The organism is Aquamicrobium sp. NLF2-7, assembly GCF_022359935.1.
Taxonomy (GTDB): Bacteria; Pseudomonadota; Alphaproteobacteria; order Rhizobiales; family Rhizobiaceae; genus Mesorhizobium; species Mesorhizobium lusatiense.
The window spans coordinates 71,958-98,033 of the sequence record NZ_JAKSED010000007.1 but is presented as its reverse complement, the minus strand read 5'-3'; the positions used below and the strand labels follow the sequence as shown (position 1 = coordinate 98,033).

Here is a 26,076-nt window from a genome sequence, read left to right as displayed (position 1 = left end):
CATCGTGCTGCTTTCAGCAAGCCCGTCTTCAAACTACCATGAGCATGCACCGCAGCAGCCACGGACCCGACAGGGCTGCTGGCCGGCTGCGCAACTGACCGGAGTGCCGTCATGACCTTTGGCTATTACGATCTCGGCCCTTATTCGCGGCCTGTCACCACGTCCTCCCCCGCAGCGCAGCTCTGGTTCGACAGGGGGCTGAACTGGTGTTACGGCTACCATCATGCCGAGGCCGAGACTTGCTTCAGGAATGCTCTTGCACATGATCCGGAATGTGCTCTGGCGTGGTGGGGCCTCGCCTATGTGAATGGCTGCAACTACAACAAGCCATGGGTAGCCTTCGATCCCGACGACGCCCGCAGATCGATCGAAGTCGCTTTCTCCGCCACCCGGTCCGCGCTGGCGCTCCAGGAGCGGGTCACACGCGAGGAAGCTCTTCTGATCGAGGCCCTGCCGCACCGCTACCAGCAAAGCGAACCGGCCGAAGATCTAGAGCGCTGGAACGACGATTTTGCCAGTGCGATGCGCACGGCCTACGAGGCTGCGCCGCACGACCTTGAAATCGCGGCCATCTTCGCCGAAGCGCTGATGAACCGCACGCCATGGCAATTGTGGGACATCGTTGCCGGGGCGCCGGCGCCGGGCGCCGACACCGGGGAGATTGTGGCGGTGCTGGAGGCAGGCCTCCGGTTGCCGGGCGGGCACGCCCATCCCGGTCTCCTGCATCTCTACATCCACGTACTGGAAATGTCGCCCTATCCCGAGCGGGCGCTCGCCGCAGCCAACGCATTGCGCGATCTCGTTCCCGATGCCGGCCACCTGCGCCACATGCCGACCCATATCGATGTCCTTGTTGGCGATTACGACGCCGTCATCCGCTCCAATTCGCGGGCCATCGAGGCTGACCGAAAGTTTCTGGAGCGCGCCGGACCGGCGAATTTCTATTCGCTTTACCGGTGCCATAATTATCACTTCAGGATTTATGGAGCGATGTTTGCCGGCCAGTACCAGACGGCCATCGAAACCGCCGACGAGATGGTGTCGACCTTGCCGGAAGAGGTGCTGCGCATCGAATCGCCCCCTCTGGCCAACTGGCTGGAGGGTTTCGTGTCCGTGCGCCAGCATGTTCTCGTGCGCTTCGGGAAATGGCATGACATCATCCGTCAGGAACTGCCTGCGAACCGAAAGCTCTTTGCCGTCACCACGGCGATGACCTGGTATGCGAAGGCAGTGGCCAATGGCGTGATCGGCGATGTTCGGGCGGCGCGGGAATGCGCCAGCCAGTTCGAGGCCGCCTATGCGGAGGTGCCGCCCAGCCGCTACATCTTCAACAATCGCTGTCTCGACATTCTCGACGTCGGCCGCCAGATGATGCTGGGCGAGATCGCCTATCGCGAGGCCGATTACGAGACTGCCTTCGCGCATCTGCGACGCTCGGTGGAGCTTGACGACAACCTGCCCTATGACGAGCCATGGGGCTGGATGCAGCCGGCGCGCCATGCACTCGGCGCGCTTCTGCTGGAACAGGGGCGCGTGGAAGAGGCTTTCGCCGTCTATCGGGCCGACCTTGGCCTCGATCCCGTGCTGCCGCGTCCGTGCCGGCATCCGGACAATATATGGAGCCTGAAGGGCTATCACGAGTGTCTTGCCCTTCTGGGCAGGCACGACGAGGCCAGCGGGATAGAGGAAAAGATCAAGCGGGTGGAAGGCCTTGCCGATGTCAGCGTCACGGTCTCCTGCTTCTGCCGGAAGTCGGTCGCCTGAATAAGGAGGTATGAGAAAACCTTCTCCTGTCCATCCGCACTGTCGGCGCCGATGCCGGCAAGCTGAATGTGATCGCCTTATAGCCTGTCGGAAACTGCAGACATTGATTGTCGCGCCTTAATATGAGAATATAACTCATGTTTTTGGGCGTTCCCTGATCTCGATGACCACATTCAACGCCTTTCATGTCCACTCGAACGAGCGTGGCGCTCTTCCCGAAGATGCGGATTGCGCGCATGAGATTCTGGCGTCCTCGACCGGAGTGACGTTGTCATCGAGCCTGATCTCCACCCGGGGAGCAGCAAGGTGGAGTGCGAGGGGAGAAGCAGGGCTTTCGATCGGCATTGTGCGCGGGCACATGCAATTTGCGCTCGACAGCCGGCAAGAGACCCGGATCAGCGGGGGCTTCGGCTTCTGTCTTTCGACAGCCGAGCCTCTGGTGACGAACCATATTATCGAGGCAGAAAGCCATTTGCGCGGCGTTTTCCTTCATGTGCCCGATGCCAGTTTCGAGAGGCTGGGAATCCCGGCCGAAGAAAGCGGTACAGGAGCTGCCCGCACGACGCGATTTGACAGCTGGTCTCCGGGCCGCTTTCTGGGCGCCATCGCGCAGCAGATTGCAGACTGCCCCTATGAGGGTGCATTGCGGAGTCTGTTTCTCGAAGCGAAATCACTGGAACTGCTCGTTGCAGTGCTGGCCTCACGCGCAGATGGCCGGCGCCCGTCGAGCCAGACCCGCCCCCTCACCAAAAGCGATACTGATCGTCTCGTGCATGGGCGCGAAATATTGCTGGCATCGCTTTCGTCACCGCCCTCCCTTGACGAGCTTGCCCGACGCATCGGCATGAGTACATCCCGGCTTACCGCCGGGTTTCGGCAATTGTTTTCCATGTCGGTCGTCGAGTTCATTCAGGAACAACGACTGGCTGTGGCAATGGCGGCCATCCGCGAGGGACACAGGTCCATCTCGCAGGCCGCTTTCGATGTCGGATACACGCCGGCGCACTTCTCCACCCTGTTCCGCAAACGATATGGCTATCCGCCGAGCCTGATCGCAAGGCGATAGCTGCGGCCGCTATCCGCACATAACCGGATGTCCGGCAGCGCGTTGCCGGCGCCAGCGAAACTTCTGGCGGATCGCTAAACAGTTCCGGCCGATCGCTAAACTCTGCGTCTGGCATAGCGCCTCCATGACCACTATTCGTCGATCAAAAGATGAATGAGGTATTCATGTTTCGACGGGGGCATTTCATGCGCCGGAAGGCGTTGCTTGCAGGCGGCACTGCCGTGCTGGGTCTGCTGGCGGGTGTGGCACAGGCGCAAACGCTGCTGGAGCCGATTATAGTCAGGGCCGAGAAGATCGATCAGGATGCACAGGAAGTTCCCGCCAGCCTGACGGCGATCCCTCGCAGGCAGATCGAAGACGCCGGCATCGACGACGTGCAGGACCTGTCGCGGTCCTCACCGAACATCGTCCTTTCGGATCAGGGATCGCAGCGTTTTTCGGTCAATGCGATCAGGGGCATCGGCAGCACCGTCCGTGACGACTATTTCAACAGTGCCATTGGCATCTATCTCGATGGTGTGCCCCTCACCAATGCCGAGTTCAACAGGCGCTTCGGCGACGTTGAGCAGATCGAGATCCTGCGCGGACCGCAAGGCACGCTCTATGGGCATAATACGCCTGCCGGCGTCATCAACCTCACCAGCCGGGCACCCACAGATGTGCTCAGGGCCGAGGCGACCGGAACGATTGGCGACAACGGGCGGCGGGAAGGCAGCCTGTGGCTGAGCGGCCCACTTGCCGGACCTGAACTGACGGGTCGTCTGTTCATCGACTACGCACATCGGAACGGGTTTACGGACTACCTCAGTTTCCCCGGCACGATAGACGGGCTGGAATCCCTGACTGCGTCCGGAGCGATCCGTTATGCGCCGGACGATCAGCTGACCGTAACGCTGAGCGGCGCGATCGAGCATGTCGATCAGGGAGCCTATGCCTATCAGCCCTTCGACACCTACAGGAACCGCGTCCTCGACATTGCGCCGCCGAATGAGGAGGTGCGCGACAGCCGCAGCCTTGGAGCAACGGTCACTTATGATTTCGGCGATGTCGAACTGACATCGATCTCCGGCTTCCGCAGCTACGATGTGAAGTCGGAACAGGATCTGAGCTACAATCCGTTCGTCGGCATGTATGGCGGCGGCCGGACGAATTCGGACGAGACCGGCCGCCAGCTCAGCCAGGAATTCCGCCTTGCAGGCAGGCATGGCAGCCTGACCTGGCTGGCCGGGGCGTTCGTGCAGGGCGACAAGGTCGATTTCGACTATGTATTCGATATGCCCGCATTCGGGCCTGCATCCCTGAGCGCGTCAAGCTATTCCCGCAGGGAAATTGCCGGCTTCGGCGAAGTGACATGGAACGTCGCCGAGGGACTGGACCTGACCGCGGGGCTGCGCCTTGCGCATGAGCGTCACGAACTGACCACCAACGCGCCCTTCGACGGGGTCGCCAGCTTCACGCTGCCCACACCGAAATTCCGGGCGGCATATCGTTTCGATGACGACAGGCTGATCTATGTCTCGGCAACGCGCGGAGCGAGGTCGGGAGGGTTCAACAGGCTCTCGGCAAACGATTCCTACAAGTCCGAATATCTGTGGAGCTACGAGGCAGGTTTCAAAAGCGAATGGCTGGACGATGCGCTGACCCTCAACGGCGCCGTCTTCTATATCGACTGGACCAGCCAGCAGATCAAATCGATGACCTCCCCCGGGGTCGTCGAGACGATCAATGCCGGCCGCTCCCACAGTCAGGGTATCGAACTGGAGGCCAGCTGGAGGCCTGTCGAAGGGCTCGACCTGTCGGGATATGTGGGCGCCATGCATGGTACCTATGACAGCTTCATCGGGCAGGAAGGCACCAGCCTTGCCGGAAACCGCCTCGTCAACATGCCGTCGATGACAGCCGGTCTTGCGGCTCAATACCGCTGGCAGCTGGAGGCCCTGCCGTACACCGCCTTCGTTCGCGGCGAATACCACTATGTCGGCGATCACTATTTCGATCCCGAGAACAGGCTGAAGCAGGCAGGTTACGGACTGGTCAATCTCAAGGCCGGGCTGGAGAACGAGAGGTTCTCAGCCACCGTCTTCGTGCGGAACCTGTTTGATCAGGACTATCGCGCCTATGGCTACCGCGACTTTCAGGGCAGCGCACTGGCAACCGACATCGCCGTCGCCGGTGAGCCGCGTATGATCGGGCTGACGCTCAAGGCGCGCTATTGATGGCACCTCCGCGCTCCGTCAGCCCGGCGCTGGCGTTCATCACGATCGGCGCGCTGTACATCACGCAGGGCCTGCCGATGGGCCTTGCTTTCATGGCACTGCCGGCCATGCTGCGCAGCCTCGGCTATTCGACCGAAGCCATCGGCATGGTGGGCGTGGTCATTCTGCCATGGGCGCTGAAGTTCCTATGGGCACCTCTGGTCGATCGGGCGCAAGGCGGGCGTCTCGGCAGGCGCCAGAGCTGGATCGTTCCGGCGCAGATCATCGTCGTGCTGCTCTATGCCCTGATTGCCTTGTCCGCCGCCGCGAACGCCTCCATCCTGATCGTCATCGGGCTTCTCCTGATCGCCAATACGGTGAGCGCGACGCAGGACATCGCGACCGACGGATGGGCGGTCGAACTCATGCGCGGCCCGGAGCTCGCATGGGCGAACGGCCTCCAGGTCGGTGGTTTCGCTCTCGGCATGCTCATCGGCGGTGCGGCAACACTGGCAGTGTTCGAGGAGGGCGGCTGGCTGAGCGCATTTGGCCTGCCGGGCCTTGTTACAGCCGCCAGCATCGTGCCGGTTCTCATGATCCCGCGCGAAGCGGGGCAGAAGGTCGTGGCACGGCCGCTCGCCAGACCGGGCCTGCTCAGAACAGTGCAGCGGCCCGGTGCGATGCTGATGCTGTCCGTCGCGGCCCTGTTTCATTTTGCCGAAAGCATGGCGGGATCGATGCTTGGCCCCTTTCTGATCGACAGTGGATTGTCACTTCGCGACGTCGGAATCGTCACAGGAACCGGCGTGACCTGCACCGCTGTGCTGGGCGCCGGCCTCGGCGGAGCGTTGACGCACAGGTTCGGCGCTGCCCGTACGGCGATCGTTTCGGGTACCCTGACCGCGCTCAGCCTGCTTTTCTGGGTCCTCCTGGCCATGGCGGGAAGCGTCTCGCTGGGCGGCGCCATTTCCGTCATGCTGGTCGGGGGGATTACGGGCGGCGTGGCCTATGTCGCCTTCTTCACGATCTTCATGCAATGGGCTTCGCCTGATCAGGCGGGAACCGACTTCACGGTGCTGCAATGCACGGAGAGCTGGACAAATATCGTGGCGGCCATGCTGGCCGGTCAGATGGCCGCGCTCATCGGCTTTCCGGGGCTGTTCCTTGCCGCATCGCTTGCCGGCATCATCGCCATGGCATGGATAGCCTTCGCGCTTGTGCGCCAGACCGGCACATCAGCCGCCAAACCGATCTGAACGCCACAGGAGAGTGCATGATGCCGGATCGCAAACGCGTCGAGAGCCTTGTTCATCACACGGTCGAGGGCCGGCTGGTCGAAGCGCTGGAGACCTTCTACCATGAAGACGTCGTGATGCAGGAGAACAATCTGCCCCCGCGCATTGGGCTTGCCGCCAGCATCGAGCGCCAGAAGATGGCGAAGGCCGCGGCGATGGAAATCCATGAGATCAAGGCGGCTTCGGTGCTGATTGATGGCGACCGCGCGGCGATCGAATGGCATGCGGAGTGGACGCTGCCCAACGGAACCCGCGTGCGCGTCGAAGAGGTTGCCCTACAGACGTGGAAGGGCGACCGCATCATTCACGAGCGCTTTTTCTACGACATGTCACCGCTCATCGGCGCAGGCATCGAACCGCAATAATGCGGTGACATTCCACACGCTCAACATCATCGGCGCGTTCACGCGGAACCGCCTCGTCGATCGGCATCGCCCGCAACCTTGACTCGGCTCACAGTGCTGATGCCCTGCCGCTATCCCTGCGCGTTGTGGGGTGGTTTCGGGTCCTGCGGCCTCGGCCCGAACGGCAAAAGACGCGGTGTTTGACTCAGATCAACACGTGTTGACCGTGGATGCCTTATCCATCCTGCATAGCGGATCGCCGATGCCTCGCGAAGGCGGCGTCCGCCTTTCGCAAGCATCGGAAACCCGATGTCCGGAAATGCCTGACAGGCGCTGCAGGGACGGAGTTGGCATGCGATTTCCGAAATGGCCGCGAGGCCTTTCGCTGATCTCAGGTCCGGTGGAGGCGACCGCGTCGCCGGGACCGCTCGGCTTTTTCGGAACCGATCTGTTGGCATTGAGGCCCGTGCTTTCGGTGGAGATCGGCCAGCGCGTGGCCGCCGGCAGTCCGCTGTTCCATGATCGCAAGCGGCCATGGATCGTCGCGGCATCCCCGGTTTCGGGCGTCGTTTCGCGGCTCGATCCCGGACCGCGCAGAAGCATCGCAGCACTTGAGATCACGCCGGAAGGTGAGGAGGCGGTCGGGTTCGATCTTGCCGGCGCCGGCACCCGCAAAGGCCTGATCGAACTCATGATTGGTTCCGGGCTCTGGCCCTTCATCCGGGCGCGGCCTTTCGGAAAAGTGGCAGACCCGGCAACGCATCCCGAGGCTCTCTTCATCACCGCGACCGAAGGTTTCAATGGGGCGCCCGATCCTGATGCGGTCATCGCCGACTGTGGCGACTGGTTCTGGCGCGGCGTGCGGGCATTGCCGGTTCTGACCGGCGGAGCCACGTATCTCTGTCATCGCCCCAGCCTCGACCTGCCGGCACTTCCCGATGTCACCGCCCGAGCCTTTGCCGGCGGGCTCGGGCTCGCGGGTGCGCATATTCATGAACTGCATCCGGTGGCTCATGGCGGCATGGTCTGGCAGATCGGCTGGCAGGAGGTGATCGCGCTCGGCCACCTGCTCGAAACCGGGCGGATATGGCAGCAGCGCGTCGTCGCCGTCTCCGGCCCGGCCGTCACGCGCCCCGGCCTCGTCGCCGTGACGCCAGGCAGCCGGCTGCACCACATTGCGGAGGGGCGGCTTGCCGATGTTCCCCTGCGGCTTCTCGCCGGAAGCCGGGAGACCGGGCTCGCCACGCCCTTTCTGGCTCCGGGCATGCGGCAGGTCACTGCACTTGCCCATCATGGCGCGTCCATGCGTGCGGGTAGGCTGCATCGGCTGCTTGCGCCTCTGGCAGCGCCCTTCATTCCGAATTTCTGGGACGAGCAGGCGAGCCCTCCCGGCGTCCTGCCGGTTCCGCTGCTGCGCGCACTGGGCTCCGGCGACACGGAGACGGCACGCGGCCTTGGCGTGCTGGGTCTGGTCGAGGAAGACATTGCGGGTTTGAACGCGCACCTCGGCAATGGCGAAAATGGCGGGCTCGATTACAGGACGCTGCTGCGCCAGACCCTCGATGAGCTGGAGGCCGTGGCATGAGACGCGGCATTCTGCGCGACGATCTGCCGGCGCTGGCCGGTTTGCTGGTGCCGGCGCTGTGGCTGGCGGGACAGGATTCGTGGTTTGCGCCCCGGCTGCTGTTCTGCGTGGGGCTTGTGCTGGCATGGCAGCTTGTCTTTGCCCTCGTGCGCGGACAGGGCATGGGGCTTCATGGCGTAGTATCGGGTGTTCTGATTGCCCTGTTCGTCCCGGCGGCCGCGCCTTTCTGGCAGCTGGCGATCGGCATCAGCTTCGGCCTCGTGCTGGGCGAGGCCGTGTTCGGCGGACGCGGGCGCAATTTCGTGCAGCCTGTGGTGCTGACGCTTGCCTTCCTTGCCTTTTCCTTTGCCGACCAGCCATGGCGCGACGGTGTCGAGCTGCCGCTGACAAGCGCTTTGCCGGCCCTCGGCTTGCTGGTGGTGACGGGGCAGGTGCGGCTGCCGGTTCTGCTCGGCCTTGCGGTTTCCATCGTGGCGCTGGCCCTGCCGATCGCACCCGACTTGCTGAAGCCCGGCCCTGCCAGCGGCGCGCTGCTGCTGGCGCTGCTGTTCCTCACCGCCGATCCGGTCACCTCCGGCGCCACGCCCGCCGGCCGCATTCTCTATGGCCTTCTCGCCGGCGCTCTGATGGTTCTGTTCTCCACCGGCGGACCGGCTTTCGGGGCGCTCGTCTTTGCAACGCTGCTGGCATCGATCTTCACGCCCCTCATCGATCACATGGTGACTGCCGTCCACACATGGCTGATGCAACGCCGCACGCGGAGGTTGCGCAATGTCTGACGCCAACCCGTTCCGCCGCTTCCTCGCCCGCCCTAACAGCGATCCGGTCAAGTCGATCGGCATGGCCGCGGCCGTCGCGGCGATCTGCGCGCTCATCGTCTCGGCCACCGCCGTCATGCTTCGCCCGACCATCGAGGAGAACCGCCTCGCCGCGCGCGCCGGCCAGATGAGCGCCATGCTGGAAAGCGTTCCGGGCATCGCCGAACTGCTCGACGGCGGCGGCATCGAGACCTTCGTGGTCGACCTCGTCACGGGCCGCATTTCCGATACCGACCCGGCGACGTTCGACCAGAATGCGGCGGCCGCCGACCCCGAGCGCAGCACGGCGCTTTCTCCCGCCGTCGACCTTGCCGCCATTTCGCGGCGCGAGAACGAATCGCTGGTGTGGATGGTGCGCGACGGAGCGGAGATAAAGCTCCTCGTGCTACCGGTGCGGGGCGCCGGCTATCAATCGACGATCCGCGCCTATCTGGCGCTCGAGGGCGACCTCAACACGGTCGCCGCCTTCACCGTCTACGAGCAGGGCGAGACACCCGGTCTTGGCTCGCGCGTGGCCGAGCGCGACTTTCTGAGCGGCTGGACCGGCAAGCAGATCGCGGATGAGGGCGACATCATGATCGATGCCGCAGCCGGCGCTTCCGGCCCGCATGAGGTCGAGATGATCTCGGGCGCCTCGGTCACCACCTACGGCACCATCGACATGGTGCATTTCTGGCTGGGCGAAAACGGCTTCGGGCCTTTCATCGAAAACCTGCGGGAGGGTACGGCATGGCCCTGAAACAGCTTTCCGATCCGCTGATCGACAAGAATCCGGTCGCGGTCCACATTCTCGGCATCTGCTCGGCGCTGGCGGTCACCACCTCCATGTCGACGGCGCTCACCATGTCGGTTGCCCTGACCGTGGTGGTGACGCTTGCCGCCGGGATCATCTCGGCGATCCGCGCCCACATCCCGAACCAGATCCGCATCATCCTGCAGCTCACCATCATTGCCACGCTGGTGATCGTGGCTGACCAGCTTCTGCAAGCCTTCGCCTTCGGCATGAGCCAGCGCCTGACCGTTTTCGTCTCGCTGATCGCGACGAACTGCATCGTGCTCGGCCGCACCGAGGCCTATGCCATGCACAATCCGCCATTGCCGGCCATGCTCGACGCCATGGGCAATGGTCTGGGCTACAGCCTCGTGCTGATGGTTGTCGCAGCCATCCGCGAGCTGTTCGGGGCGGGAACGCTGTTCGGATTTCAGGTGCTGGCCACCCAGGCGGAGGGGGGATGGTTCGTGCCGCTGCGCCTGATGTTGCTGGCGCCTTCGGCCTTCATCATCCTCGGCCTGCTGATCTGGGCGCTGCGCGCCTGGCGGCCCTGGCTGGCGGAAGCGCGCGAGTTCGCGCTGCGCGAAAGCAAGCCGGAGGCACGCCTATGATGGACCTGTTCCAGCGCTCGATCTTCGAGGAAAACCTCGCGCTGTCCTTCTTCCTCGGCATGTGCACCTTCCTTGCCGTTTCGCGGCAGGTGAAGACGGCCGTCGGCGTCGGCCTCTCGCTGATCGTCGTGCAGGGCATCAGCGTACCGATGAACCATCTGCTCTATGCATATATCCTCGGCCCCGGTGCGCTGGCATGGGCCGGCCTCGGCGATGTCGATCTCAACTTCCTGCGCCTCATCACCTTTCTCGGCATCGTCGCCGCCCTGGTGCAGGTGCTGGAAATGGTGCTGGAGCGCTATGCTCCGGCGCTGCATGCCGCCATGGGCATCTACCTGCCGCTTCTGGCCATCAACTGTGCCATCATCGGCGGCAGCCTGTTCATGGTCGAGCGCGACTATGACCTTGCGCAAAGCGCGGTCTACGGGCTCGGCACCGGCATCGGCTGGGCGCTCGCCATCACCGCCTTCGCCGCCATCCGCGAGCGCCTGCGCTATGCCGACATGCCCAGGGGGCTGGAAGGGCTGGGGGCCGCCTTCATCGTCGCCGGCATCATGTCGATGGGCTTTTCCGCCTTCGCGGGAGTGAGCCTGCCATGACCGAGATCGTCTTCGCACTGCTGTTCCTGACCGGGCTGACAGTCCTGCTGGCCCTGCTTTTGCAAAGCGTGCGCACACGGCTTTTGCCCTCCATGCCTGTCAGCCTGATCATCAACGGCCATCGCAGGATCGAGGGATGCAGCAACGAAAAACTTCTCGATGTGCTGAATGGCGCCGGCATTCCGGTGCCATCGGGATGCGCCGGGCAGGGCACATGCGGTCTCTGCCGCGTCTCCGACGTAACCGGCACGCAGGGGCCGCTGGCCACTGAGGCGGCGCGCCTCTCCGGCGCCGATCTGCGTGCCGGCGTGCGGCTGGCCTGTCAGGTCACGGTGCGCGGCGACATGGAGCTGAGCGTGCCCGAGGATGTGCTGGGCTCGGCCACCCATCCCTGCACCGTCGCCTCGATCAGCAGCGTAACACCGCTGATCCGCGAAATCGTGCTGGCGCTTCCGGATGGGGCGGAGTTCAATTTCCGCGCCGGGAATTTCGTGCAGGTCACGGCTCCCGCCTATCGCCGCGCCTATCGCGACATCGACCAGCCGGACGCCTTTCGTGCGGAGTGGCAGCGGCTCGGCATCCTCGATCTGGTCGCGGAAAGCCCGGAGCCGGTGTCGCGCGCCTATTCGGTGGCCAGCCGGCCGCAGGACAAGGGCCATGTGGTGCTCAATATCCGCCTCGCCACGCCACCGCCCGGCGTTCCCGATGCGCCGCCCGGCGTCGTGTCGTCGTGGCTGTTCGGCCTGAAGCCCGGCGAGACGGTCGAGATCGCCGGCCCCTATGGCGAGTTCAGGGTGCAGGATACGGACAAGGAAATGATCTTCATCGGCGGCGGGGTCGGCATGGCGCCGCTCAGGGCCATGATCCACGAGCAACTGGAACAGGCCGGTACCTCCCGCCGGATGAGCTTCTGGTATGGCGCGCGCTCGAAGGCCGAGCTGTTCTATTCGGACGAGTTCGAGGCGCTGGCCGCCCGCCATCCGAATTTCCGCTGGACCCCGGCGCTTTCGCAGCCGGCGAAGGCTGACGACTGGCAGGGCGCCACCGGCTTCATTCATGACGTGGTGTTCCGCAACTACCTCGCCGGTCATCAGGCGCCGGAAAACTGCGAATACTACCTGTGCGGCCCACCGCTCATGATCCAGGCCGTCTATGCCATGCTCGACGATTGCGGTGTCGATCCGCAGGACATCCACAATGACGACTTCGGAATCTAGCGCCATGAGGATCACCAGACGCGCTGCGCTGTTCGGTCTTGCTGCCATCGCCGGCCTTGGTCCGGTGCAAGCCTTCGCCGGGGATCGTGTGCGCCTTTCCGGGCGGGCTTTCGGGACGACGTGGAGCGTGATCGTCAGCGATCCCGGCGATCCGCAGGTGCTGGCCGAAAAGATCCGCGCCATGCTGGGCGGGATCGATGCCGAGATGAGCCCGTTTCGGCCCGACAGCGCGCTGACCCGTTTCAACACCGATACGCTCGAACTGCGTGTTTCCGGCGATTTCACCACGGTTGCCCGCGCTGCGCTGGATATGGCGCTCATATCGGACGGTGCCTTCGACCCGACGGTCGGGCCTGCTGTCGCCCGCTACGGCTTTGGTCCGATCCGGGGCCGGGCAGGGGAAGGAAGAGGAGACTGGCGGCGGATCGCCTGCGGAGATGGGCGTCTGTCGCGGCAGGGCAGCGTCACGCTCGACCTGTGCGGCATCGCCAAGGGCTTCGCCGTCGACCGGCTGGCGGAACTGGTCGGCGCGGCATCGGCGGATTTCATCGTCGAGATCGGCGGTGAGATCAAGGCGCAAGGCGACTGGCCGGTCGGCATCGCCGATCCCGACAAGGGCGGCGTCCACAGCCGCATCCGGCTCGGCTCCGCTGCCGTGGCCACGTCCGGCGATGCGGTGAACCGCTACGACATCGGCGGGCGCCGCTACTCCCACACCATCGATCCCGCCACCGGCGAGCCTGTGCCGGGCGATATCGCCTCGGTCTCGGTGATCGCCGAAAGCGCCATGCGCGCGGATGCTTTGGCGACCGCGCTTCTGGTCATGGGCGAGGAACGCGGACTTGCCTTCGCCGACAGCCAGAGTGTCGGCGTGCTCTACCTGATCCGCGACAACGGCGCCTTGCGGCCAGGCTTCAACGCCGGCTTTGCCGCGCGCCTGATCTGAAAGGCAGCCCCATGCAAACCATGATCCTGACCTTTACCGTGTTTGCCCTTGCCATGCTCGGCCTCGGCCTCGGCCTGCTCTTCCGGCGCGCGCCGCTGGAGGGATCATGCGGCGGAATCGCCTGCCAGAAAGCCTGTCATGCCTGCCCGCGCAAACACCAGGAGGAGCGCCGCGCATGACTGACGCCATCGCTACGGTCGCCGACTACATGCAGACCGATCTGGTCACGCTGACGGCCGACATGGAGATCATCCGCGCCGTCACCGTGTTGCTCGACGCGGGTGTATCGGGGGCCTGCGTGCTCGACGACGAAGGCAATCTCGTCGGCGTGCTGTCAAAGCGCGATTGCCTCAGGGCGGCTCTCAATGCCGCCTACTACAAGGAATGGGGAGGCTCGGTCGCCGACCTCATGTCGACGGAACTGGAAACGCTGGAAGCGGATCTCGATCTCGTATCCGCCGCGCAGCGCTTCGTGGACAGTTCCTTCCGCCGTTTCCCCGTTCTCAACGAAGGCAGGCTGGTCGGTCAGATCAGCCGCACCGACGTCCTGCGCGCCCTGTCGAAACAGTGGCGCTGAACCGTTCCGAAAGCAAAGGAGAAGCCCCATGAAAGACCTCAACCGACGCCTGTTCCTCACCGCTTCCGCCGCGGCTCCGGTTGCTCTGGCAGCCGCTCGTCCGGCTTCCGCGGCCCTCGGCGACATCAGCCTGAAGGCAGCCCTTGAGGGTCGCAAGTCGTCGCGCCGCTTCGCCACCACGCCGGTGCCGGAAGACGCACTTCTGCGCCTGCTGTGGGCCGCAAACGGCGGCAATCGTCCCGAAAGCGGCGGGCTTACCTCGCCCTCGTGGCGCTCTGCCAACGACACGGTGATCTATGTCGCCACCGCCGATGGCCTGTTTCGCCATGCCAACGACAAGAATACGCTTGAGAAGATCAGCGACACCGACATCCGCGCCGCATCGAGCGACAGCGCCTTTGTCGCGCGGGCGCCGGCGCTGCTGATCTTCGTTTCCGACGGCGAGGCGCTGCGCAAGGCAGCCGAAGGCGCTGATGAGCAGGCTCTGACAGTTGGCGCGCACGTCAATGCGGCCATCGCGGCGCAGAACGTCTATCTTGCCTGTGTCGCCGAAGGGCTCGGCACCTGCCTGATCGGCGGGGCCGCCAATCGCGAGGCCATCGCCACGGAGCTGAAGCTCCCCGAAGGCTCGATCGTGACCTACATCCAGCCCGTCGGCACGGCGCGCTGAGGCCGCCTGTCCTTCGCAAGACAATGATCGGCACGTTACAGGGGAGCAGCCGGGGAAGGCAGGCTCCCCCAAGAAGATGTCCGGTCACCGCTCCGGCGATATCGCTGAAGCGACGCCTTGTGGTGCGGCCGACATTACAAAGCGCGGCAAATGCAAATTGACCTTGCTTGCAGCCGGGCGGCTCGACTGTCTCCCGCGGGCGCCGGGTGCGACGGGATTCTTGCCGAACCCGACGCCGTTGCGCGGGATGACGGGGCTATAATGTACCCCGCCACAGGGGCGTCGTGCCCGGTGTTCGTCTATAGCCCGTGAGCATAAACGTGGTTACTGAAGGGGCTGCCACACGCGGCCGCTCCCTGTTTCTTGTCTGCGGCATCCGCCACAGCGACGCTTCAGGACGTCGTAGGCTCCGCTCAGGCAGATCAGCACATGGCAGCTTCAGGCGAACAGCAGCTGCCCAACGGTCCACAGAGCTTCTATTTCTGCCGCAAGCCGGCAAGTCCCATTTCCAGATCCGCAATGATGTCGGCGGTTTCCTCAAGGCCGATATGAAGGCGGAAGAATGGCCCCCGTCCGGTCCAATGCTTGCGGATTTTTTGCGGGGAGGACGGCATGATCAGGCTTTCAAAACCGCCCCAGGAAGCACCGATGCCAAACAGCCTGAGTGCTTCAGCAAGCGCTTCAACATCCTTTTCCGAATAATCATCCGTCAGTTCGACACTGAGCAGACCATTCGTGCCCGCGCAATCCCGCTTCCAGAGCTGATGGTTGGGATCATCAGGCAGAGCGGGGCAGTACACTCTGGAAACCTCCGGGCGCGCGCCGAGCCATTCGGCGACAGCGAGCGCGCTTTCGCCATGAGCCCTGAGGCGCAGCGGCAGAGAACGAATTCCCCGGGCCACCAGAAAAGCATCGTCTGCACTTGTGGTCTGGCCAAAGTTGACTGTTGCAGCATGCAGACGCGGCCACGCCGCTTCATTGGCCACGGCCACGCCCATGACGACATCGGCATGACCGCCGAGATACTTTGTGGCAGCTGTGATCGAGATATCCGCGCCGAGATCAAGCGGCCTGTAAAGAATGCCGGATCCCCAAGTGTTGTCGGCGACAACGACGATGCCCAGTTCATGCGCAAGCGCCGCAACAGCCGGCAAGTCGACGATGTCGTAGGTCATCGACCCCGGGCTCTCGACATAGATAAGTCTGGTATTGTCCCTGACTTTCTCGGCTATGTCGCTGCCGTCAGGGCTGTAGATCGTGTGTCCGATTCCCAGCCGGGTCAGTTCCTGCGTCACAAATCTTCTGACCGGTTCGTACACGGCATCGCTCAGCAGGATGTGATCGCCCGCGCTCAGGAAACCAGCCAGCACCACGGCGATGGCTGCCTGTCCGGTGGGGAACAGGTGACTGCGAAAACCGCCCTCCAGTGTCTCGACCAGCTCCTCAAGCGCCATGGTGCTGTCGGTGCCGCGGGCGCCATATGAAGCAACACGCTCGCTGTCGCGTCGCGCGCGGGCATCGTGCAGGTCTTCCATCGTTTCGAAGATGTAGGTGCTGGCGCGGCTGACAGGCGTGTTGACCCATCCCGTCTTCGGGCGTCCGGCATGGAGAAGGCTAGTCTGGCTGGGGCCGGATCTGGGCATGTCGATCATTCCATGTGTCAGCGGGATGGTGAGAGGGCTGTGCCGGTCAGCGCGTCAGAAAACGCTCGCGCGCCTGCTGGCCTTCAACGCTGTCGCGGCAGACGATCGCCTGATCCGCGTCCATGTAGATGCCCATATGGTGAAGAGGAGTGGCGCAGGCATTGATCGCCTCCTTGCTCATGCGCAACAGGGCGGGCGGTGAAACTTCGGCGCGGCTGAGCAGCGCCCTTGCCACGTCCGTAGCCTGTCCGGTTTCGGCGATCTCCTCGATGAGGCCCAGCGAAAGGGCAGCTTCCGGGGAAAGCTTTTCGGCAAGCAGGATAAGTTTCTTCGCCTGAGGCGCACCGACAAGCGAGACGATCCGTGGAATAGCGCCCCACCCCATGTTGAGCCCGACCTTGGTCTCCGGAAGATACAGGAAGGAGGAGCGGTCCATGATGCGCCAGTCGCAGGCAAGGGCCAGCGCCACGGAGCCTCCCACCGCCGGGCCGTTGACAGCGGCCACCGTCAATTGTGGCAGGTCCTGCCACATGCGGCAAAGTTTAGCCCCGCGCTGGGCGACCTCACGTCTGGCAAGCAGAGATGTGTCCGTTTCCTGCCATTTGGCGGGATCCTTGAGGTCGATGCCCGCTGAAAATATGTCCTTCGCGCCTGTGAGGATCACCAGATGGATGTCGAGCGCGCCGGAAAGATCCCGGGCCGCTTCCGTCAGCGCCAGAATGGTGTCCTGATCGATAGCGTTGCGGTTGCGCCCGCGATCAAAACGCACGATTGCGGCTGCGCCATCGCGGGTAATCGTTACGCTGCTGCCGTAATTGTCTTTCATGCACATGCCTCTGATGTTCTTTTCACAGAACGATGCGGGTTGAATACTGGAACTCGTATGGCGGGTAATAAGAGACGGAGACTTCCAGAAGCTTGTTCGCGCTGTTGTAGAACCTGCGAATTACAAGAAGTGCCGGATCCTTGCTGTCGTACTTGAGTGTTTTGGCAATCGGTTCAGGGAAAGTGGAGGCGGATACTTCGACATCGACATATTTGACCGCCTCACCATACAGCTGGGTGATGAGCGCATAGGTGCCGCCCTGAACCTTTCCGACCATCTCAACGATGCCGCTATATTCCTTTCGGATATAGATGTAGGACCAGGAAATGGCCCGGTTTACACCCGGCACGCTGCGATATGTATTCAGCAGCATCCAGTTTTGAAGGTTTTCGTCCAGCGTCAGTTCAGGAGGCTGCGCGCGCAGATCTGCTTCAACGGAGACGAGTGACAGGTCAGTGTTGCGAAGGTAGCGGCCAAGACTGTCCGCAGCTTCGAAGTCGAGACCGTATCGGCCGCGTGAAAAGCGATTGATGACTTTGGTGCCGGCGCGCTTGCGGCGCTCCACCAGACCGCGCTCCTGAAGCAGCCTGATAGCTTCGCGCATCGTATAACGGCTGACATTGAACTCTTCGCACAATTCCAACTCGTTCGGAATCTTGTTACCGACCAGATACACACCGTCTTCAATTCTCGAAGACAGAATATCAACGATATTCCCGACCGTGTTTTTAATTCTCTCCAAGATTTTCTGTCCAGCTTATCAAGAGGAAAATTTGTTTTGCATGCTATTGGCTGAGAAGTGAGGAAATCTTTTCCTTCAGCATGAATTTCTGGATTTTTCCTGAAGAGGAATGAGGCAGGCTGTCAATGACGAATATGCGTTTCGGGACCTTGAATCCGGCGAGGTGCTGTCGGCAGAAAGCCTGCAATTCCCCTGCATCGAGCGCGCCGCCGGTAGCGGGAACCACAGCCGCGACAAGCTCTTCGCCCCAGTACTCATGCGGAAGGCCAAGCACCGCAGCTTCCATGACGCTTTCGTGGCGGGCAAGGCAATTCTCAACTTCAAGCGCCGCGACGTTCTCTCCGCCAGTCTTGATCATATCCTTGCTTCGCCCAAGGAAATAGGCGAACCCATCTTCGTCGATCCTGATGGTGTCGCCGGTATGGAGCCATCCGTCGGGTGTCAGGGTCTCGCGGGTAAGCTCCGGCTGGCGCCAGTAGCCGCGGAAAACCGTCGGCCCTTTGATTTCCAGGATTCCCGGACCTTTCTGATCTGGCAGAAGGCGACGGTCTTCATCGACAAACCGATATGAAAAATGCCGCCAGAAATACCCCGTGGAGCCGGGATGGGACATGATTTCATGAGTGTAGCGGTTCTTGATCGTGGTCACGCAGCTTTCCGTCTGGCCAAAGCCCCAGCTGAACTCGGCGTTATGAAAGACCTGACGGATCTGATCCTGCCGCCATTCGCCCAGCGGTGCGGCCGCCGTCTGCACGAAGCTCACCGATGGAATGCGATGGGTGGCGAAATCCTCCATGTCGGTCAGACCTACCCACATGGTTGACAGCAGAAACAGATGCGTCGGCTGAATCTCGGTCAGCGTGGCCATGGTCGACACGGGATCGAACCGGGGCAGGATATGCAGCGATCCGCCTGCATAAAGCACCGGGCCGTTGACGACACCAAATCCTCCGACATGGAACAGCGGCGTGGCGAGAATGGCGCGGGCTTTCTCGTTGATCCCCAGTTCCACCATATAGTTGATGGCATTCCACACAAGGTTGCCATGGGTGAGCATGGCGCCTTTGGGGCGCGATGTGGTGCCGGATGTGTACAGTATCAGCGATACGTCATCGTCCTCGACGTTACCAAAACGTGCCGTCAGGGCCGGAAGATCCGGCTCCGGGAGGCTCTCCGGCAGCGAATGCAGAACCGTGACCCGGCCAGACAGCTTGCATGCAACCGACTCCGAAATCTTCGACAGAGAAGCATCTATCAGCAGCACCTTCGGTTCACAGTCATCGATCAGGTAAAGCAGCTCATCGGCGCTGTAGCGTATATTGACCGGCACGAGGATGAAGCCGGTTATGGCTGTGGCATGCATCAGCGCCAGATAGTCGATGCTGTTGTCGCCCATGATTGCGACCCGCTCTCCTCTGGAAGCGCCAAGCCCTTCCAGATATTTCGCAAGGGCCCTGGCACGCTGGCAGAACTGGCTGAAATCAAGCCGGGCAGCCGCATCCGATACGGCGATCTTTCCCGGAAAGCGCTCGGCATTGAACATGGCTGACTGATAAATGTTCGGCATTGGCGGGCCTGCGTTCCAACTGTGCGAGAGGGGAGCTCTTGTTGGTCGCCGGTATAATATGTTCGACATATTATGTCTATCTTCTTCATATGTCAGTCCGGGGCTGCTGATCTGATAAGCGTGACGAAATTGGAAAAATTCAATAAAATCATTATAATTTGTTTCTGACCCGAGCTGTTTTACCGCTTCCCGGAAGCGGAGCCGGATCAGCTTGACGAGATTGTGTCATATATGTATGACATATTAATCGGGCCGGCAGAGCCATACTGTTCTGTCGACGGTGCGCAAAAAGGAGGATGCAGGGTGCGCTGGAATCTAAGAATTATTTCCGTGGTCGGGGGCCTTCTGGCGGCGAGCAGCGCCGTTACCATGTCGCATGCGGCCACGCTTGAGGAGATCAGGCAGAAGGGTGAACTTGTGTGCGCAACCCAGGATGCCGCGCCGCCCTACGGCTTCCGCGACACTCAGACCAATCGCTATGCCGGCTATGATGTGGAGATGTGCAAGGCGATTGCTGAACATATCGGCGTTAAGCTGGTTCACAAGCCGGTTTCCACCGAGGCGCGGATCGGCGAGCTGAAGATGGGGCGGGTCGACGTTCTGGCCGGCGCGGTGACATGGCTGCCGGAGCGCGCGGAGCAGTTTGACTTCTCCCACCAGTATCTTCAGGCTGCCGTGCGCATTCTGGTTCGCGACAATTCCGATGTCAGGACGCCGGCCGATATCGACGGGCGCAAGATCTGCGCGGCCAAGGGATCCAGCGGCGCTGCCATCGCGACGAAGACGTTCCGGAATTCCCAGCTCATCACGCTTCAGGGTCTCGGGCCTTGCTACCTCGCCCTGCAGGGCGAGAAGGTCGACGGCGTCATCGGCGGCGAGTTGACGACCAAGCGTTTCGAGATCGATTCCAGGGAGAGCGGCAAGGAACCCGTGCGGCTTCTCGATGAGGCTGTTGCACAGGAGCATATCGGCATCATCGTTCAGAAGGGCAACAGCGATCTGCTCGCTGCCGTGAACGAGACGCTGCTCGAACTGGACAAGTCCGGTCGTCTGGACGAGCTCTACGACGAGTGGTTCGGATCGAAGTCGATCTACAAGTTCGTCCGTAACTTCGCTGTCGAACCCATCGGGCAGTAAACCTGATGGGCATGGATTTCAGCTTCCTGGCGCAAGAAGAGTTTCTTCTTGCGCTGGTGGACGGACTTCTTGTCACCTGCAAGCTGTTCCTCGCCTCCTGGGTCTGCGGTTTCGCGATCGCATTGGTGATGGCGAACCTGCGCGACGTCAGGTTCGCGGCGGTACGCTTCGTGGTCTCTGCCTTTCTTGAGTACCATCGTAATGTTCCCACCGTCGTCCAGATGCTTGTGTGGTACTTTGCCATGCCCGAGCTTCTGCCGGACTCGCTGCGTTTGTGGATCAACCGCGGCAATACCGAATTCCTATTCGCGTGGGTCGCCCTGTCGCTGAACGTCAGCGCCTATTTTGCGGAGGATATCCGCTCCGGCATTCGCGCCATTCCCGCAACACAGTTCGAGGCGGCTCGTGCTATCGGGCTGAGCGCGCTGGGAGGGGTCATCTATGTCATTCTTCCGCAGGCGGTGCGGCTGACCATACCGACCATCCTCAATCGCACGCTGATCCTGTTCAAGGACACCAGCCTGGCGATGGCGATCGGCGTGTCGGAGCTGACCTATCAGGTCAGGAACATCGAGAACATCACCTTCCGCGCCTTTGAAGCCTACTTCATCGCAACGGTCATCTATCTCACCATATCGTTGCTCATCATGTTTGCCGGTGCCTGGTTCTCCAGACGGTTCACCGTGGCGTACAGGTGACGCACATGTTCGAATTCATCCAGAAATACGGGCTGTTCTATCTGCTTGGCGGCTGGCCCGAGACGGAAATGGGCGGCTTTGCCGGAACGCTCATACTTGCCGGCGTCGGCCTTGGTGTTTCGTTTCCTCTGGCGATCCTGATCGGCTTTGCGCGCACATCGCAGAACCCGGTGTTCTTTATTCCTGCCAGCATCTGGGTCTACACGCTGCGCGGCATCCCTCTGCTGATGATCCTGTTCTGGGCTTACTTTTTGATTCCGGAGCTTACCGGGCGCGCAATGACGCCGTTCTCAACCGCTCTGGCGGCGATCATCATCTATGAATCCGCTTTCATGGCGGAGATCGTCCGGGCAGGCATCATGGGGCTTCCCGCAGGTCAGACCGAAGCAGCGCGTTCGATCGGGCTGGGGTACTGGCAATCCATGCGCTACGTCGTCCTGCCTCAGGCGCTGGTCAATATGATTCCGTCCTTCGTGAACCAGTTCGTGTCCACGGTGAAGGCAACCTCGATCGTTTATATCATCGGGGTTTCGGAGCTCACTTTTGTAGCCCAGCAGGTGAATGCGATCGAGGTTACCAACCCTGTCCGTACATTCATCGTGCTTGCCTTCTTCTATTTCATTCCCTGTTGGGGACTGTCTGTCCTGTCGCGGAAAATTGAGCGTGACATCGGCGCCAGACGAAAAGCAGCAAACGTGCCAGGTAAGGAAATCCGCATATGACGGACACCATACGAGACACCATGGTGGAAATCCGTGAGCTGGAAAAATACTACTCCAGTTTCAAAGTGCTGGACGGCATTTCCGGCACCGTGAACAGGGGGGAGGTCATTGTGATCTGCGGGCCATCCGGGTCCGGCAAGTCCACGATGATTCGCACCATCAATCGTCTTGAGGAAATCAGCAGCGGCAAGATCATAGTCGACGGCCGCGATATCCATGACCGCGACTATGATATCAACGAGCTTCGCTCGAAGATCGGCTTTGTCTTCCAGCAGTTCAATCTCTTTCCGCATCTCTCGGTGAAAGACAATGTCACTCTGTCTCCCACAAAAGTGGCTGGCATGCCGGCCAGGGAGGCGTCGGAACTGGCTGAGCACCTTCTGGAGAAAGTGGGACTTTCCGAAAAGCTGAACGCCATGCCCGCGAGCCTCTCAGGTGGTCAGCAGCAGCGCGTGGCGATTGCCCGGGCGCTGGCGCAGAAAGCACCCCTGATGCTGTTTGACGAGCCTACCAGCGCGCTTGATCCGGAAATGGTCGGTGAGGTGCTGACGGTCATCCAGCAACTGGCCGAAGAAGGCCAGACCATGATGATAGTGACCCACGAAATGGGATTTGCGGGCAAGGTCGCAGATCGTATCTGGTTCATGGATCGGGGCTCCATTCTCACGCAGTCGCCACCGGATGAATTCTTCAACAATCCCGAGCATCCGCGTGTTCAGAAGTTTCTTTCTGATATGCTGCATTAGGTTTTTCCCGCTTTCGGGGGAGGGAAGCTTTCATTCGATGCTGTACCGGCCCGTACCGTTTTGAAGACGAGGTGCCCGGTCGGTCTCCGGCTGAACGCGTTATCAATTTTGAGGAAACGGGGAGAAGAATGTCCGTTATTGTGATCGAGCAGCTTTCCGACATTCTTGTGCTGAAGCTGGACAATTCCCCTGTTAACGCGCTTTCGCATGGTGTGCGTGTTGGACTTGAGGAGGCGTTTGGACGGGCTGAGGCGGATGCTGCGATCCGGGCCGTTGTGCTGGCGACGGCGGGCAAGGTGTTTTGTGCGGGCGCCGACATCACCGAGTTCGGTCAGCCGCCCCAGGCGCCGCTGCTGCCCAACCTGCTGTCCTTCATGGATAGGCTGTCGAAGCCGGTCGTGGCCGCCGTCGCTGGTGCGGCACTGGGCGGCGGCTGCGAACTGGCGCTGGCCTGCGATGCCCGCATCGCCACCCCCGCCGCCAGCTTCGGCCTGCCCGAAGTCAAACTCGGCCTGATGCCGGGGGCCGGCGGCACCCAGAGAATGCCGCGCCTGATCGGCCCGGTGGCCGCGCTGGAGATGATCGCCGGCGGTGAGCCCCGCAAGGCCGAAGCGGCCCTTGCGTCCGGCATCGCCGACCGCATTGTCGGAGATGAGGAACTGCTGAGCCAGGCCGCCGCCATGGCGCGGAACCTTGCCGCCGAAGGCAGGCGTCGCCTCAGTGACAAAGCCGTGCCTGTCACCGAACAGGCAGCCTTTGAGGAAGCTGCCGCTGCTCTTCTGAAGAAGCACGGACTGGCCGACGAGATCGCGGCCATCGTCGCCAGCATCCGCAACAGCTTTGACGCTGATTTTGCCTCTGCCTGCCGCGCGGAACAGGCGGCCTTCCAGAAGCTGCGGCAGGGCGCGCGCTCGGCGGCTCTGCGCCATGCCTTCCTCGCCGAGCGTCGCAGCGCCCATGTCGGCGGCATTCCCGCCAAACCGCAGAAGCCTGTCAGAACAGTGGCCGTCATCGGCGGCGGCACCATGGGCAGCGGCATCGCCATGTCGTTTGCCAATGCAGGCTTTCCCGTCACCCTGATCGAGACCGATGAGGACGGTGCCGCACGGGCTGAACAGCGCGTCGGCTCCACCTACGACATCTCCGTCAAACGCGGTAGCCTGAGCGCAGAAGACAAGACAAGGCGTATGGCGAACATCGCCTTCCGGGCCGGCCTTGCTCACGCTGCCGACGCCGACCTCATCATTGAAGCCGCTTTCGAGGACATGGGCGTCAAGCGCGATATTTTCGGGCAGCTCGACGCCATTGCGAAGCCGGACGCGGTGCTGGCCACCAACACCTCCTATCTGGATGTGGGCGAGATCGCCGGCTTCACCTCACGCCCTGAGCAGGTGGTGGGCATGCACTTCTTCAGCCCGGCCAATGTCATGAAGCTGGTCGAGGTGGTGCGCACCGGCGAGACCGCCGCCGAAGTGCTGGCGCAGACGCTGGCTGCTGCGCGGTCCATCGGCAAGCTGCCGGTGGTGGTGGGCGTGTGCCACGGCTTTGTCGGCAACCGCATGCTGGCAAGGCGCTCGCAACAGGTCGACCGCATGCTGCTCGAAGGTGCCACGCCCGCGCAGATCGATGCCGTGCTGATCCGCTTCGGCTTCCGCATGGGACCCTGCGCCATGGGCGACATGGCGGGCCTCGACATCAGCTGGCGCATGCGCAAGGCCACCGGCCGCCGTGCCCCGATAGCCGATGCGCTGTGCGAAGCCGGCCGCTTCGGGCAGAAGACCGGGGCCGGCTACTACGCCTATCCGCAGGGCGCACGTCAGGGCGAGGAAGATCCCGCAACGCTACGTCTGATGGAAGAGGTTTCCGCGCGCGAAGGGGTGGTGCGGCGTGTGCTGGACGATCAGGAGGTTCTGGAGCGCCTGATCTATCCGATGATCGACGAGGGTGCGCGCATTCTGGCCGAGGGCATCGCGGAACGCGCCTCCGACATCGACGTCATCTGGCTGCACGGCTATGGCTGGCCGCGCGGACTGGGCGGCCCCATGCACCACGGCACACAGATCGGCGCCGCAACCATCGCACAGCGGCTGGAGGATTACGCCAGACAGACCGGCGATGCCGCGCTCCAGCCGTTCGAACAGTTGCCGGAGATGATCGGATAAGCCGACAGTTCCGCCAGCCGCAGCAGCATCTTTGACCGTTCCGGAGCTCTGACATGCCTGAAGCCTATATCTGCGATTATATCCGCACGCCGATCGGGCGTTTTGGCGGTTCGCTTTCGTCGGTGCGCGCCGACGATCTTGGCGCGGTGCCGCTGAAGGCGCTGATGGAGCGCAATGCCTCCGTCGACTGGGAGGCGGTCGATGACGTGCTCTATGGCTGCGCCAATCAGGCCGGCGAGGACAACCGCAACGTGGCCCGCATGTCGCTTCTGCTGGCAGGCCTGCCCGATGTGGTGCCCGGCGCCACCATCAACCGCCTGTGCGGCTCGGGCATGGATGCGGTGATGAGTGCCGCCCGCGCCATCAGGGCCGGCGAGGCCGAACTGATGATCGCCGGCGGCGTGGAATCGATGAGCCGCGCGCCCTTCGTCATGCCCAAGGCTGAGACGGCATTCTCGCGCGCTGCCGAAATCCACGACACCACCATTGGCTGGCGCTTCATCAACCCGCTGATGAAGAAGCAGTATGGGGTGGATTCCATGCCGGAGACGGCCGAGAACGTGGCCGCCGATTTCGGCATCAGCCGCGCCGATCAGGACGCCTTTGCCGTGCGCAGTCAGGACAAGGCGGTTGCCGCACAGGAGAACGGGCGCCTCGCGCAGGAAATCGTGCCGGTGACGATCCCGCAGCGCAAGGGCGATGCAGTGGTGGTCTCGAAGGACGAGCATCCGCGCGCCGGCACCACGGTGGACACGCTGGCCAGGCTGGCGACACCGTTCAGGAAGGAAGGCGGCACGGTGACCGCAGGCAATGCCTCCGGCGTCAATGACGGTGCTGCCGCCCTCATCATCGCCTCGGAAGCGGCGGTGAAGAAATATGGCCTGACCCCCATCGCCCGGGTTCTGGGCGGGGCGAGCGCCGGCGTTGCACCACGCATCATGGGCATTGGCCCGGCACCTGCCACGCAGAAGCTGTGCGCACGCCTCGGCCTAGCACCCTCTGCCTTCGATGTGATCGAGCTCAACGAGGCGTTTGCGGCTCAGGGGCTTGCGGTTCTGCGCGAACTGGGCATCGCCGACGATGCCGCTCAGGTGAACCCCAATGGCGGGGCGATCGCGCTTGGCCATCCGCTTGGCATGTCTGGCGCGCGCATCACCGGCACGGCGGCACTTGAACTGAAGCTGCGCGGCGGCAAACGGGCACTCGCCACCATGTGCATTGGCGTCGGGCAGGGCATCGCCATCGCCGTCGAGGCCGTGTGAGGCGGAAGAAGAGCAGCGCTGTTTATGTCCGGTCCGCCGTGTTCAGTTGCGTGACCCGAATTCCGGTTCAGCTTCGTGAAATCAATGACTCGGCGCGGCCGTGAACAGCATG

At 62.5% G+C, this 26,076-nt stretch carries 25 protein-coding genes; 21 read left to right on the top strand and 4 right to left on the bottom strand.

The window, feature by feature from the left end; all coding sequences use genetic code 11:
* Positions 1-111 precede the first annotated feature (111 nt).
* The 15 genes from MIC97_RS23240 (at position 112) to MIC97_RS23170 (ending at position 14,459) form a co-directional block, all read left to right on the top strand.
* A complete protein-coding gene (locus MIC97_RS23240) occupies positions 112-1,764 on the top strand; it encodes a hypothetical protein (protein WP_239802272.1) in 1,653 nt (550 codons plus the stop codon).
* Positions 1,765-1,927: 163 nt separating this feature from the next.
* The gene (locus tag MIC97_RS23235) at positions 1,928-2,830 is read left to right on the top strand and encodes an AraC family transcriptional regulator (protein ID WP_239802271.1); all 903 of its coding nucleotides are present in this window, start codon (positions 1,928-1,930) and stop codon (positions 2,828-2,830) included.
* Between the two features lie 185 nt (positions 2,831-3,015).
* The gene (locus tag MIC97_RS23230; RefSeq protein WP_239802270.1) at positions 3,016-5,046 is read left to right on the top strand and encodes a TonB-dependent receptor; all 2,031 of its coding nucleotides are present in this window, start codon (positions 3,016-3,018) and stop codon (positions 5,044-5,046) included.
* Positions 5,046-6,281, top strand: coding sequence for an MFS transporter (locus tag MIC97_RS23225; protein ID WP_239802269.1), 1,236 nt, complete (start codon positions 5,046-5,048; stop codon positions 6,279-6,281). The genes MIC97_RS23230 and MIC97_RS23225 overlap by 1 nt, the downstream gene beginning before the upstream one ends.
* Positions 6,282-6,298: 17 nt before the next feature.
* Entirely contained in the window at positions 6,299-6,685 is a 387-nt protein-coding gene (locus tag MIC97_RS23220) for a nuclear transport factor 2 family protein (RefSeq protein ID WP_239802268.1), read from the top strand.
* A gap of 331 nt (positions 6,686-7,016) precedes the next feature.
* Positions 7,017-8,249 carry a hypothetical protein gene (locus MIC97_RS23215; RefSeq protein ID WP_239802267.1) on the top strand — a complete coding sequence of 411 codons (1,233 nt, stop codon included), beginning with the start codon at positions 7,017-7,019 and terminating at the stop codon, positions 8,247-8,249.
* On the top strand, positions 8,246-9,028 hold the full coding sequence (locus MIC97_RS23210; protein WP_239802266.1) for an RnfABCDGE type electron transport complex subunit D: 783 nt from the start codon (positions 8,246-8,248) through the stop codon (positions 9,026-9,028). The genes MIC97_RS23215 and MIC97_RS23210 overlap by 4 nt, the downstream gene beginning before the upstream one ends.
* Complete coding sequence (locus MIC97_RS23205; protein WP_239802265.1) at positions 9,021-9,806, top strand: Na+-translocating NADH-quinone reductase subunit C; 786 nt, start codon at positions 9,021-9,023, stop codon at positions 9,804-9,806. The genes MIC97_RS23210 and MIC97_RS23205 overlap by 8 nt, the downstream gene beginning before the upstream one ends.
* Positions 9,797-10,450: an NADH:ubiquinone reductase (Na(+)-transporting) subunit D gene (locus tag MIC97_RS23200; protein WP_239802264.1), complete on the top strand. Its 654-nt coding sequence runs from the start codon at positions 9,797-9,799 to the stop codon at positions 10,448-10,450. The genes MIC97_RS23205 and MIC97_RS23200 overlap by 10 nt, the downstream gene beginning before the upstream one ends.
* A complete protein-coding gene (gene nqrE, locus MIC97_RS23195) occupies positions 10,447-11,049 on the top strand; it encodes an NADH:ubiquinone reductase (Na(+)-transporting) subunit E (RefSeq protein ID WP_239802263.1) in 603 nt (200 codons plus the stop codon). The genes MIC97_RS23200 and nqrE overlap by 4 nt, the downstream gene beginning before the upstream one ends.
* Entirely contained in the window at positions 11,046-12,266 is a 1,221-nt protein-coding gene (gene nqrF / locus MIC97_RS23190; protein ID WP_239802262.1) for an NADH:ubiquinone reductase (Na(+)-transporting) subunit F, read from the top strand. Before nqrE ends, nqrF begins: the two co-directional genes overlap by 4 nt.
* Before the next feature lie 4 nt (positions 12,267-12,270).
* On the top strand, positions 12,271-13,212 hold the full coding sequence (locus MIC97_RS23185) for an FAD:protein FMN transferase (protein WP_239802261.1): 942 nt from the start codon (positions 12,271-12,273) through the stop codon (positions 13,210-13,212).
* Positions 13,213-13,223: 11 nt separating this feature from the next.
* The gene (locus MIC97_RS23180) at positions 13,224-13,391 is read left to right on the top strand and encodes a (Na+)-NQR maturation NqrM (protein ID WP_239802260.1); all 168 of its coding nucleotides are present in this window, start codon (positions 13,224-13,226) and stop codon (positions 13,389-13,391) included.
* Positions 13,388-13,789 (top strand): CBS domain-containing protein, encoded by a 402-nt coding sequence (locus MIC97_RS23175; protein ID WP_239802259.1) that lies wholly within the window; start codon positions 13,388-13,390, stop codon positions 13,787-13,789. The genes MIC97_RS23180 and MIC97_RS23175 overlap by 4 nt, the downstream gene beginning before the upstream one ends.
* Before the next feature lie 28 nt (positions 13,790-13,817).
* On the top strand, positions 13,818-14,459 hold the full coding sequence (locus MIC97_RS23170; RefSeq protein ID WP_239802258.1) for a nitroreductase family protein: 642 nt from the start codon (positions 13,818-13,820) through the stop codon (positions 14,457-14,459).
* Positions 14,460-14,935: 476 nt separating this feature from the next.
* Here the strand turns inward: MIC97_RS23170 and metC are convergent, their stop codons facing one another.
* From metC to MIC97_RS23150, 4 genes are read right to left on the bottom strand one after another with little or no spacing between them, the layout of a single operon-like run.
* Positions 14,936-16,102, bottom strand: a complete 1,167-nt coding sequence (gene metC / locus MIC97_RS23165) for a cystathionine beta-lyase (RefSeq protein WP_239802257.1) — start codon at positions 16,100-16,102, stop codon at positions 14,936-14,938.
* A 46-nt stretch (positions 16,103-16,148) separates the two neighbouring features.
* Positions 16,149-16,928, bottom strand: coding sequence for an enoyl-CoA hydratase/isomerase family protein (locus MIC97_RS23160; protein ID WP_239802256.1), 780 nt, complete (start codon positions 16,926-16,928; stop codon positions 16,149-16,151).
* Positions 16,929-16,950: 22 nt separating this feature from the next.
* Positions 16,951-17,670 carry a GntR family transcriptional regulator gene (locus MIC97_RS23155; RefSeq protein WP_239802255.1) on the bottom strand — a complete coding sequence of 240 codons (720 nt, stop codon included), beginning with the start codon at positions 17,668-17,670 and terminating at the stop codon, positions 16,951-16,953.
* Positions 17,671-17,713: 43 nt separating this feature from the next.
* The gene (locus MIC97_RS23150) at positions 17,714-19,237 is read right to left on the bottom strand and encodes an AMP-binding protein (protein ID WP_239802254.1); all 1,524 of its coding nucleotides are present in this window, start codon (positions 19,235-19,237) and stop codon (positions 17,714-17,716) included.
* 303 nt (positions 19,238-19,540) lie between these two features.
* On the opposite strand from MIC97_RS23150, the gene MIC97_RS23145 reads away from it, so the two are divergent.
* The 6 genes from MIC97_RS23145 to pcaF all read left to right on the top strand — a co-directional run bounded on the left by MIC97_RS23145 (position 19,541) and on the right by pcaF (position 25,964).
* Positions 19,541-20,374, top strand: a complete 834-nt coding sequence (locus MIC97_RS23145; protein ID WP_239802253.1) for a transporter substrate-binding domain-containing protein — start codon at positions 19,541-19,543, stop codon at positions 20,372-20,374.
* Positions 20,375-20,379: 5 nt separating this feature from the next.
* A complete protein-coding gene (locus tag MIC97_RS23140) occupies positions 20,380-21,072 on the top strand; it encodes an amino acid ABC transporter permease (RefSeq protein ID WP_239802252.1) in 693 nt (230 codons plus the stop codon).
* 68 nt (positions 21,073-21,140) lie between these two features.
* Positions 21,141-21,794, top strand: a complete 654-nt coding sequence (locus MIC97_RS23135) for an amino acid ABC transporter permease (RefSeq protein WP_239802251.1) — start codon at positions 21,141-21,143, stop codon at positions 21,792-21,794.
* Positions 21,791-22,540 (top strand): amino acid ABC transporter ATP-binding protein, encoded by a 750-nt coding sequence (locus MIC97_RS23130; protein ID WP_275592574.1) that lies wholly within the window; start codon positions 21,791-21,793, stop codon positions 22,538-22,540. The genes MIC97_RS23135 and MIC97_RS23130 overlap by 4 nt, the downstream gene beginning before the upstream one ends.
* Before the next feature lie 128 nt (positions 22,541-22,668).
* Positions 22,669-24,702: a 3-hydroxyacyl-CoA dehydrogenase NAD-binding domain-containing protein gene (locus tag MIC97_RS23125; protein ID WP_239802250.1), complete on the top strand. Its 2,034-nt coding sequence runs from the start codon at positions 22,669-22,671 to the stop codon at positions 24,700-24,702.
* Between the two features lie 53 nt (positions 24,703-24,755).
* Positions 24,756-25,964, top strand: coding sequence for a 3-oxoadipyl-CoA thiolase (gene pcaF / locus MIC97_RS23120; protein WP_239802249.1), 1,209 nt, complete (start codon positions 24,756-24,758; stop codon positions 25,962-25,964).
* The last annotated feature ends 112 nt before the right edge of the window (positions 25,965-26,076 follow it).

Excerpts from the sequence above, each read along its gene's own strand:
- MIC97_RS23180 (WP_239802260.1), top strand. The coding sequence starts at position 13,224 with ATGCAAACCATGATCCTGACCTTTACCGTGTTTGCCCTTGCCATGCTC.
- MIC97_RS23200 (WP_239802264.1), top strand. The coding sequence starts at position 9,797 with ATGGCCCTGAAACAGCTTTCCGATCCGCTGATCGACAAGAATCCGGTC.
- nqrE (WP_239802263.1), top strand. The coding sequence starts at position 10,447 with ATGATGGACCTGTTCCAGCGCTCGATCTTCGAGGAAAACCTCGCGCTG.
- MIC97_RS23230 (WP_239802270.1), top strand. The coding sequence starts at position 3,016 with ATGCGCCGGAAGGCGTTGCTTGCAGGCGGCACTGCCGTGCTGGGTCTG.
- MIC97_RS23125 (WP_239802250.1), top strand. The coding sequence starts at position 22,669 with ATGTCCGTTATTGTGATCGAGCAGCTTTCCGACATTCTTGTGCTGAAG.
- MIC97_RS23225 (WP_239802269.1), top strand. The coding sequence starts at position 5,046 with ATGGCACCTCCGCGCTCCGTCAGCCCGGCGCTGGCGTTCATCACGATC.
- nqrF (WP_239802262.1), top strand. The coding sequence starts at position 11,046 with ATGACCGAGATCGTCTTCGCACTGCTGTTCCTGACCGGGCTGACAGTC.
- MIC97_RS23175 (WP_239802259.1), top strand. The coding sequence starts at position 13,388 with ATGACTGACGCCATCGCTACGGTCGCCGACTACATGCAGACCGATCTG.
- pcaF (WP_239802249.1), top strand. The coding sequence starts at position 24,756 with ATGCCTGAAGCCTATATCTGCGATTATATCCGCACGCCGATCGGGCGT.
- MIC97_RS23205 (WP_239802265.1), top strand. The coding sequence starts at position 9,021 with ATGTCTGACGCCAACCCGTTCCGCCGCTTCCTCGCCCGCCCTAACAGC.
- MIC97_RS23135 (WP_239802251.1), top strand. The coding sequence starts at position 21,141 with ATGGGCGGCTTTGCCGGAACGCTCATACTTGCCGGCGTCGGCCTTGGT.
- MIC97_RS23215 (WP_239802267.1), top strand. The coding sequence starts at position 7,017 with ATGCGATTTCCGAAATGGCCGCGAGGCCTTTCGCTGATCTCAGGTCCG.
- MIC97_RS23160 (WP_239802256.1), bottom strand. The coding sequence starts at position 16,928 with ATGAAAGACAATTACGGCAGCAGCGTAACGATTACCCGCGATGGCGCA.
- MIC97_RS23240 (WP_239802272.1), top strand. The coding sequence starts at position 112 with ATGACCTTTGGCTATTACGATCTCGGCCCTTATTCGCGGCCTGTCACC.
- MIC97_RS23150 (WP_239802254.1), bottom strand. The coding sequence starts at position 19,237 with ATGCCGAACATTTATCAGTCAGCCATGTTCAATGCCGAGCGCTTTCCG.
- metC (WP_239802257.1), bottom strand. The coding sequence starts at position 16,102 with ATGCCCAGATCCGGCCCCAGCCAGACTAGCCTTCTCCATGCCGGACGC.
- MIC97_RS23185 (WP_239802261.1), top strand. The coding sequence starts at position 12,271 with ATGAGGATCACCAGACGCGCTGCGCTGTTCGGTCTTGCTGCCATCGCC.
- MIC97_RS23220 (WP_239802268.1), top strand. The coding sequence starts at position 6,299 with ATGATGCCGGATCGCAAACGCGTCGAGAGCCTTGTTCATCACACGGTC.
- MIC97_RS23235 (WP_239802271.1), top strand. The coding sequence starts at position 1,928 with ATGACCACATTCAACGCCTTTCATGTCCACTCGAACGAGCGTGGCGCT.
- MIC97_RS23130 (WP_275592574.1), top strand. The coding sequence starts at position 21,791 with ATGACGGACACCATACGAGACACCATGGTGGAAATCCGTGAGCTGGAA.
- MIC97_RS23170 (WP_239802258.1), top strand. The coding sequence starts at position 13,818 with ATGAAAGACCTCAACCGACGCCTGTTCCTCACCGCTTCCGCCGCGGCT.
- MIC97_RS23210 (WP_239802266.1), top strand. The coding sequence starts at position 8,246 with ATGAGACGCGGCATTCTGCGCGACGATCTGCCGGCGCTGGCCGGTTTG.
- MIC97_RS23140 (WP_239802252.1), top strand. The coding sequence starts at position 20,380 with ATGGGCATGGATTTCAGCTTCCTGGCGCAAGAAGAGTTTCTTCTTGCG.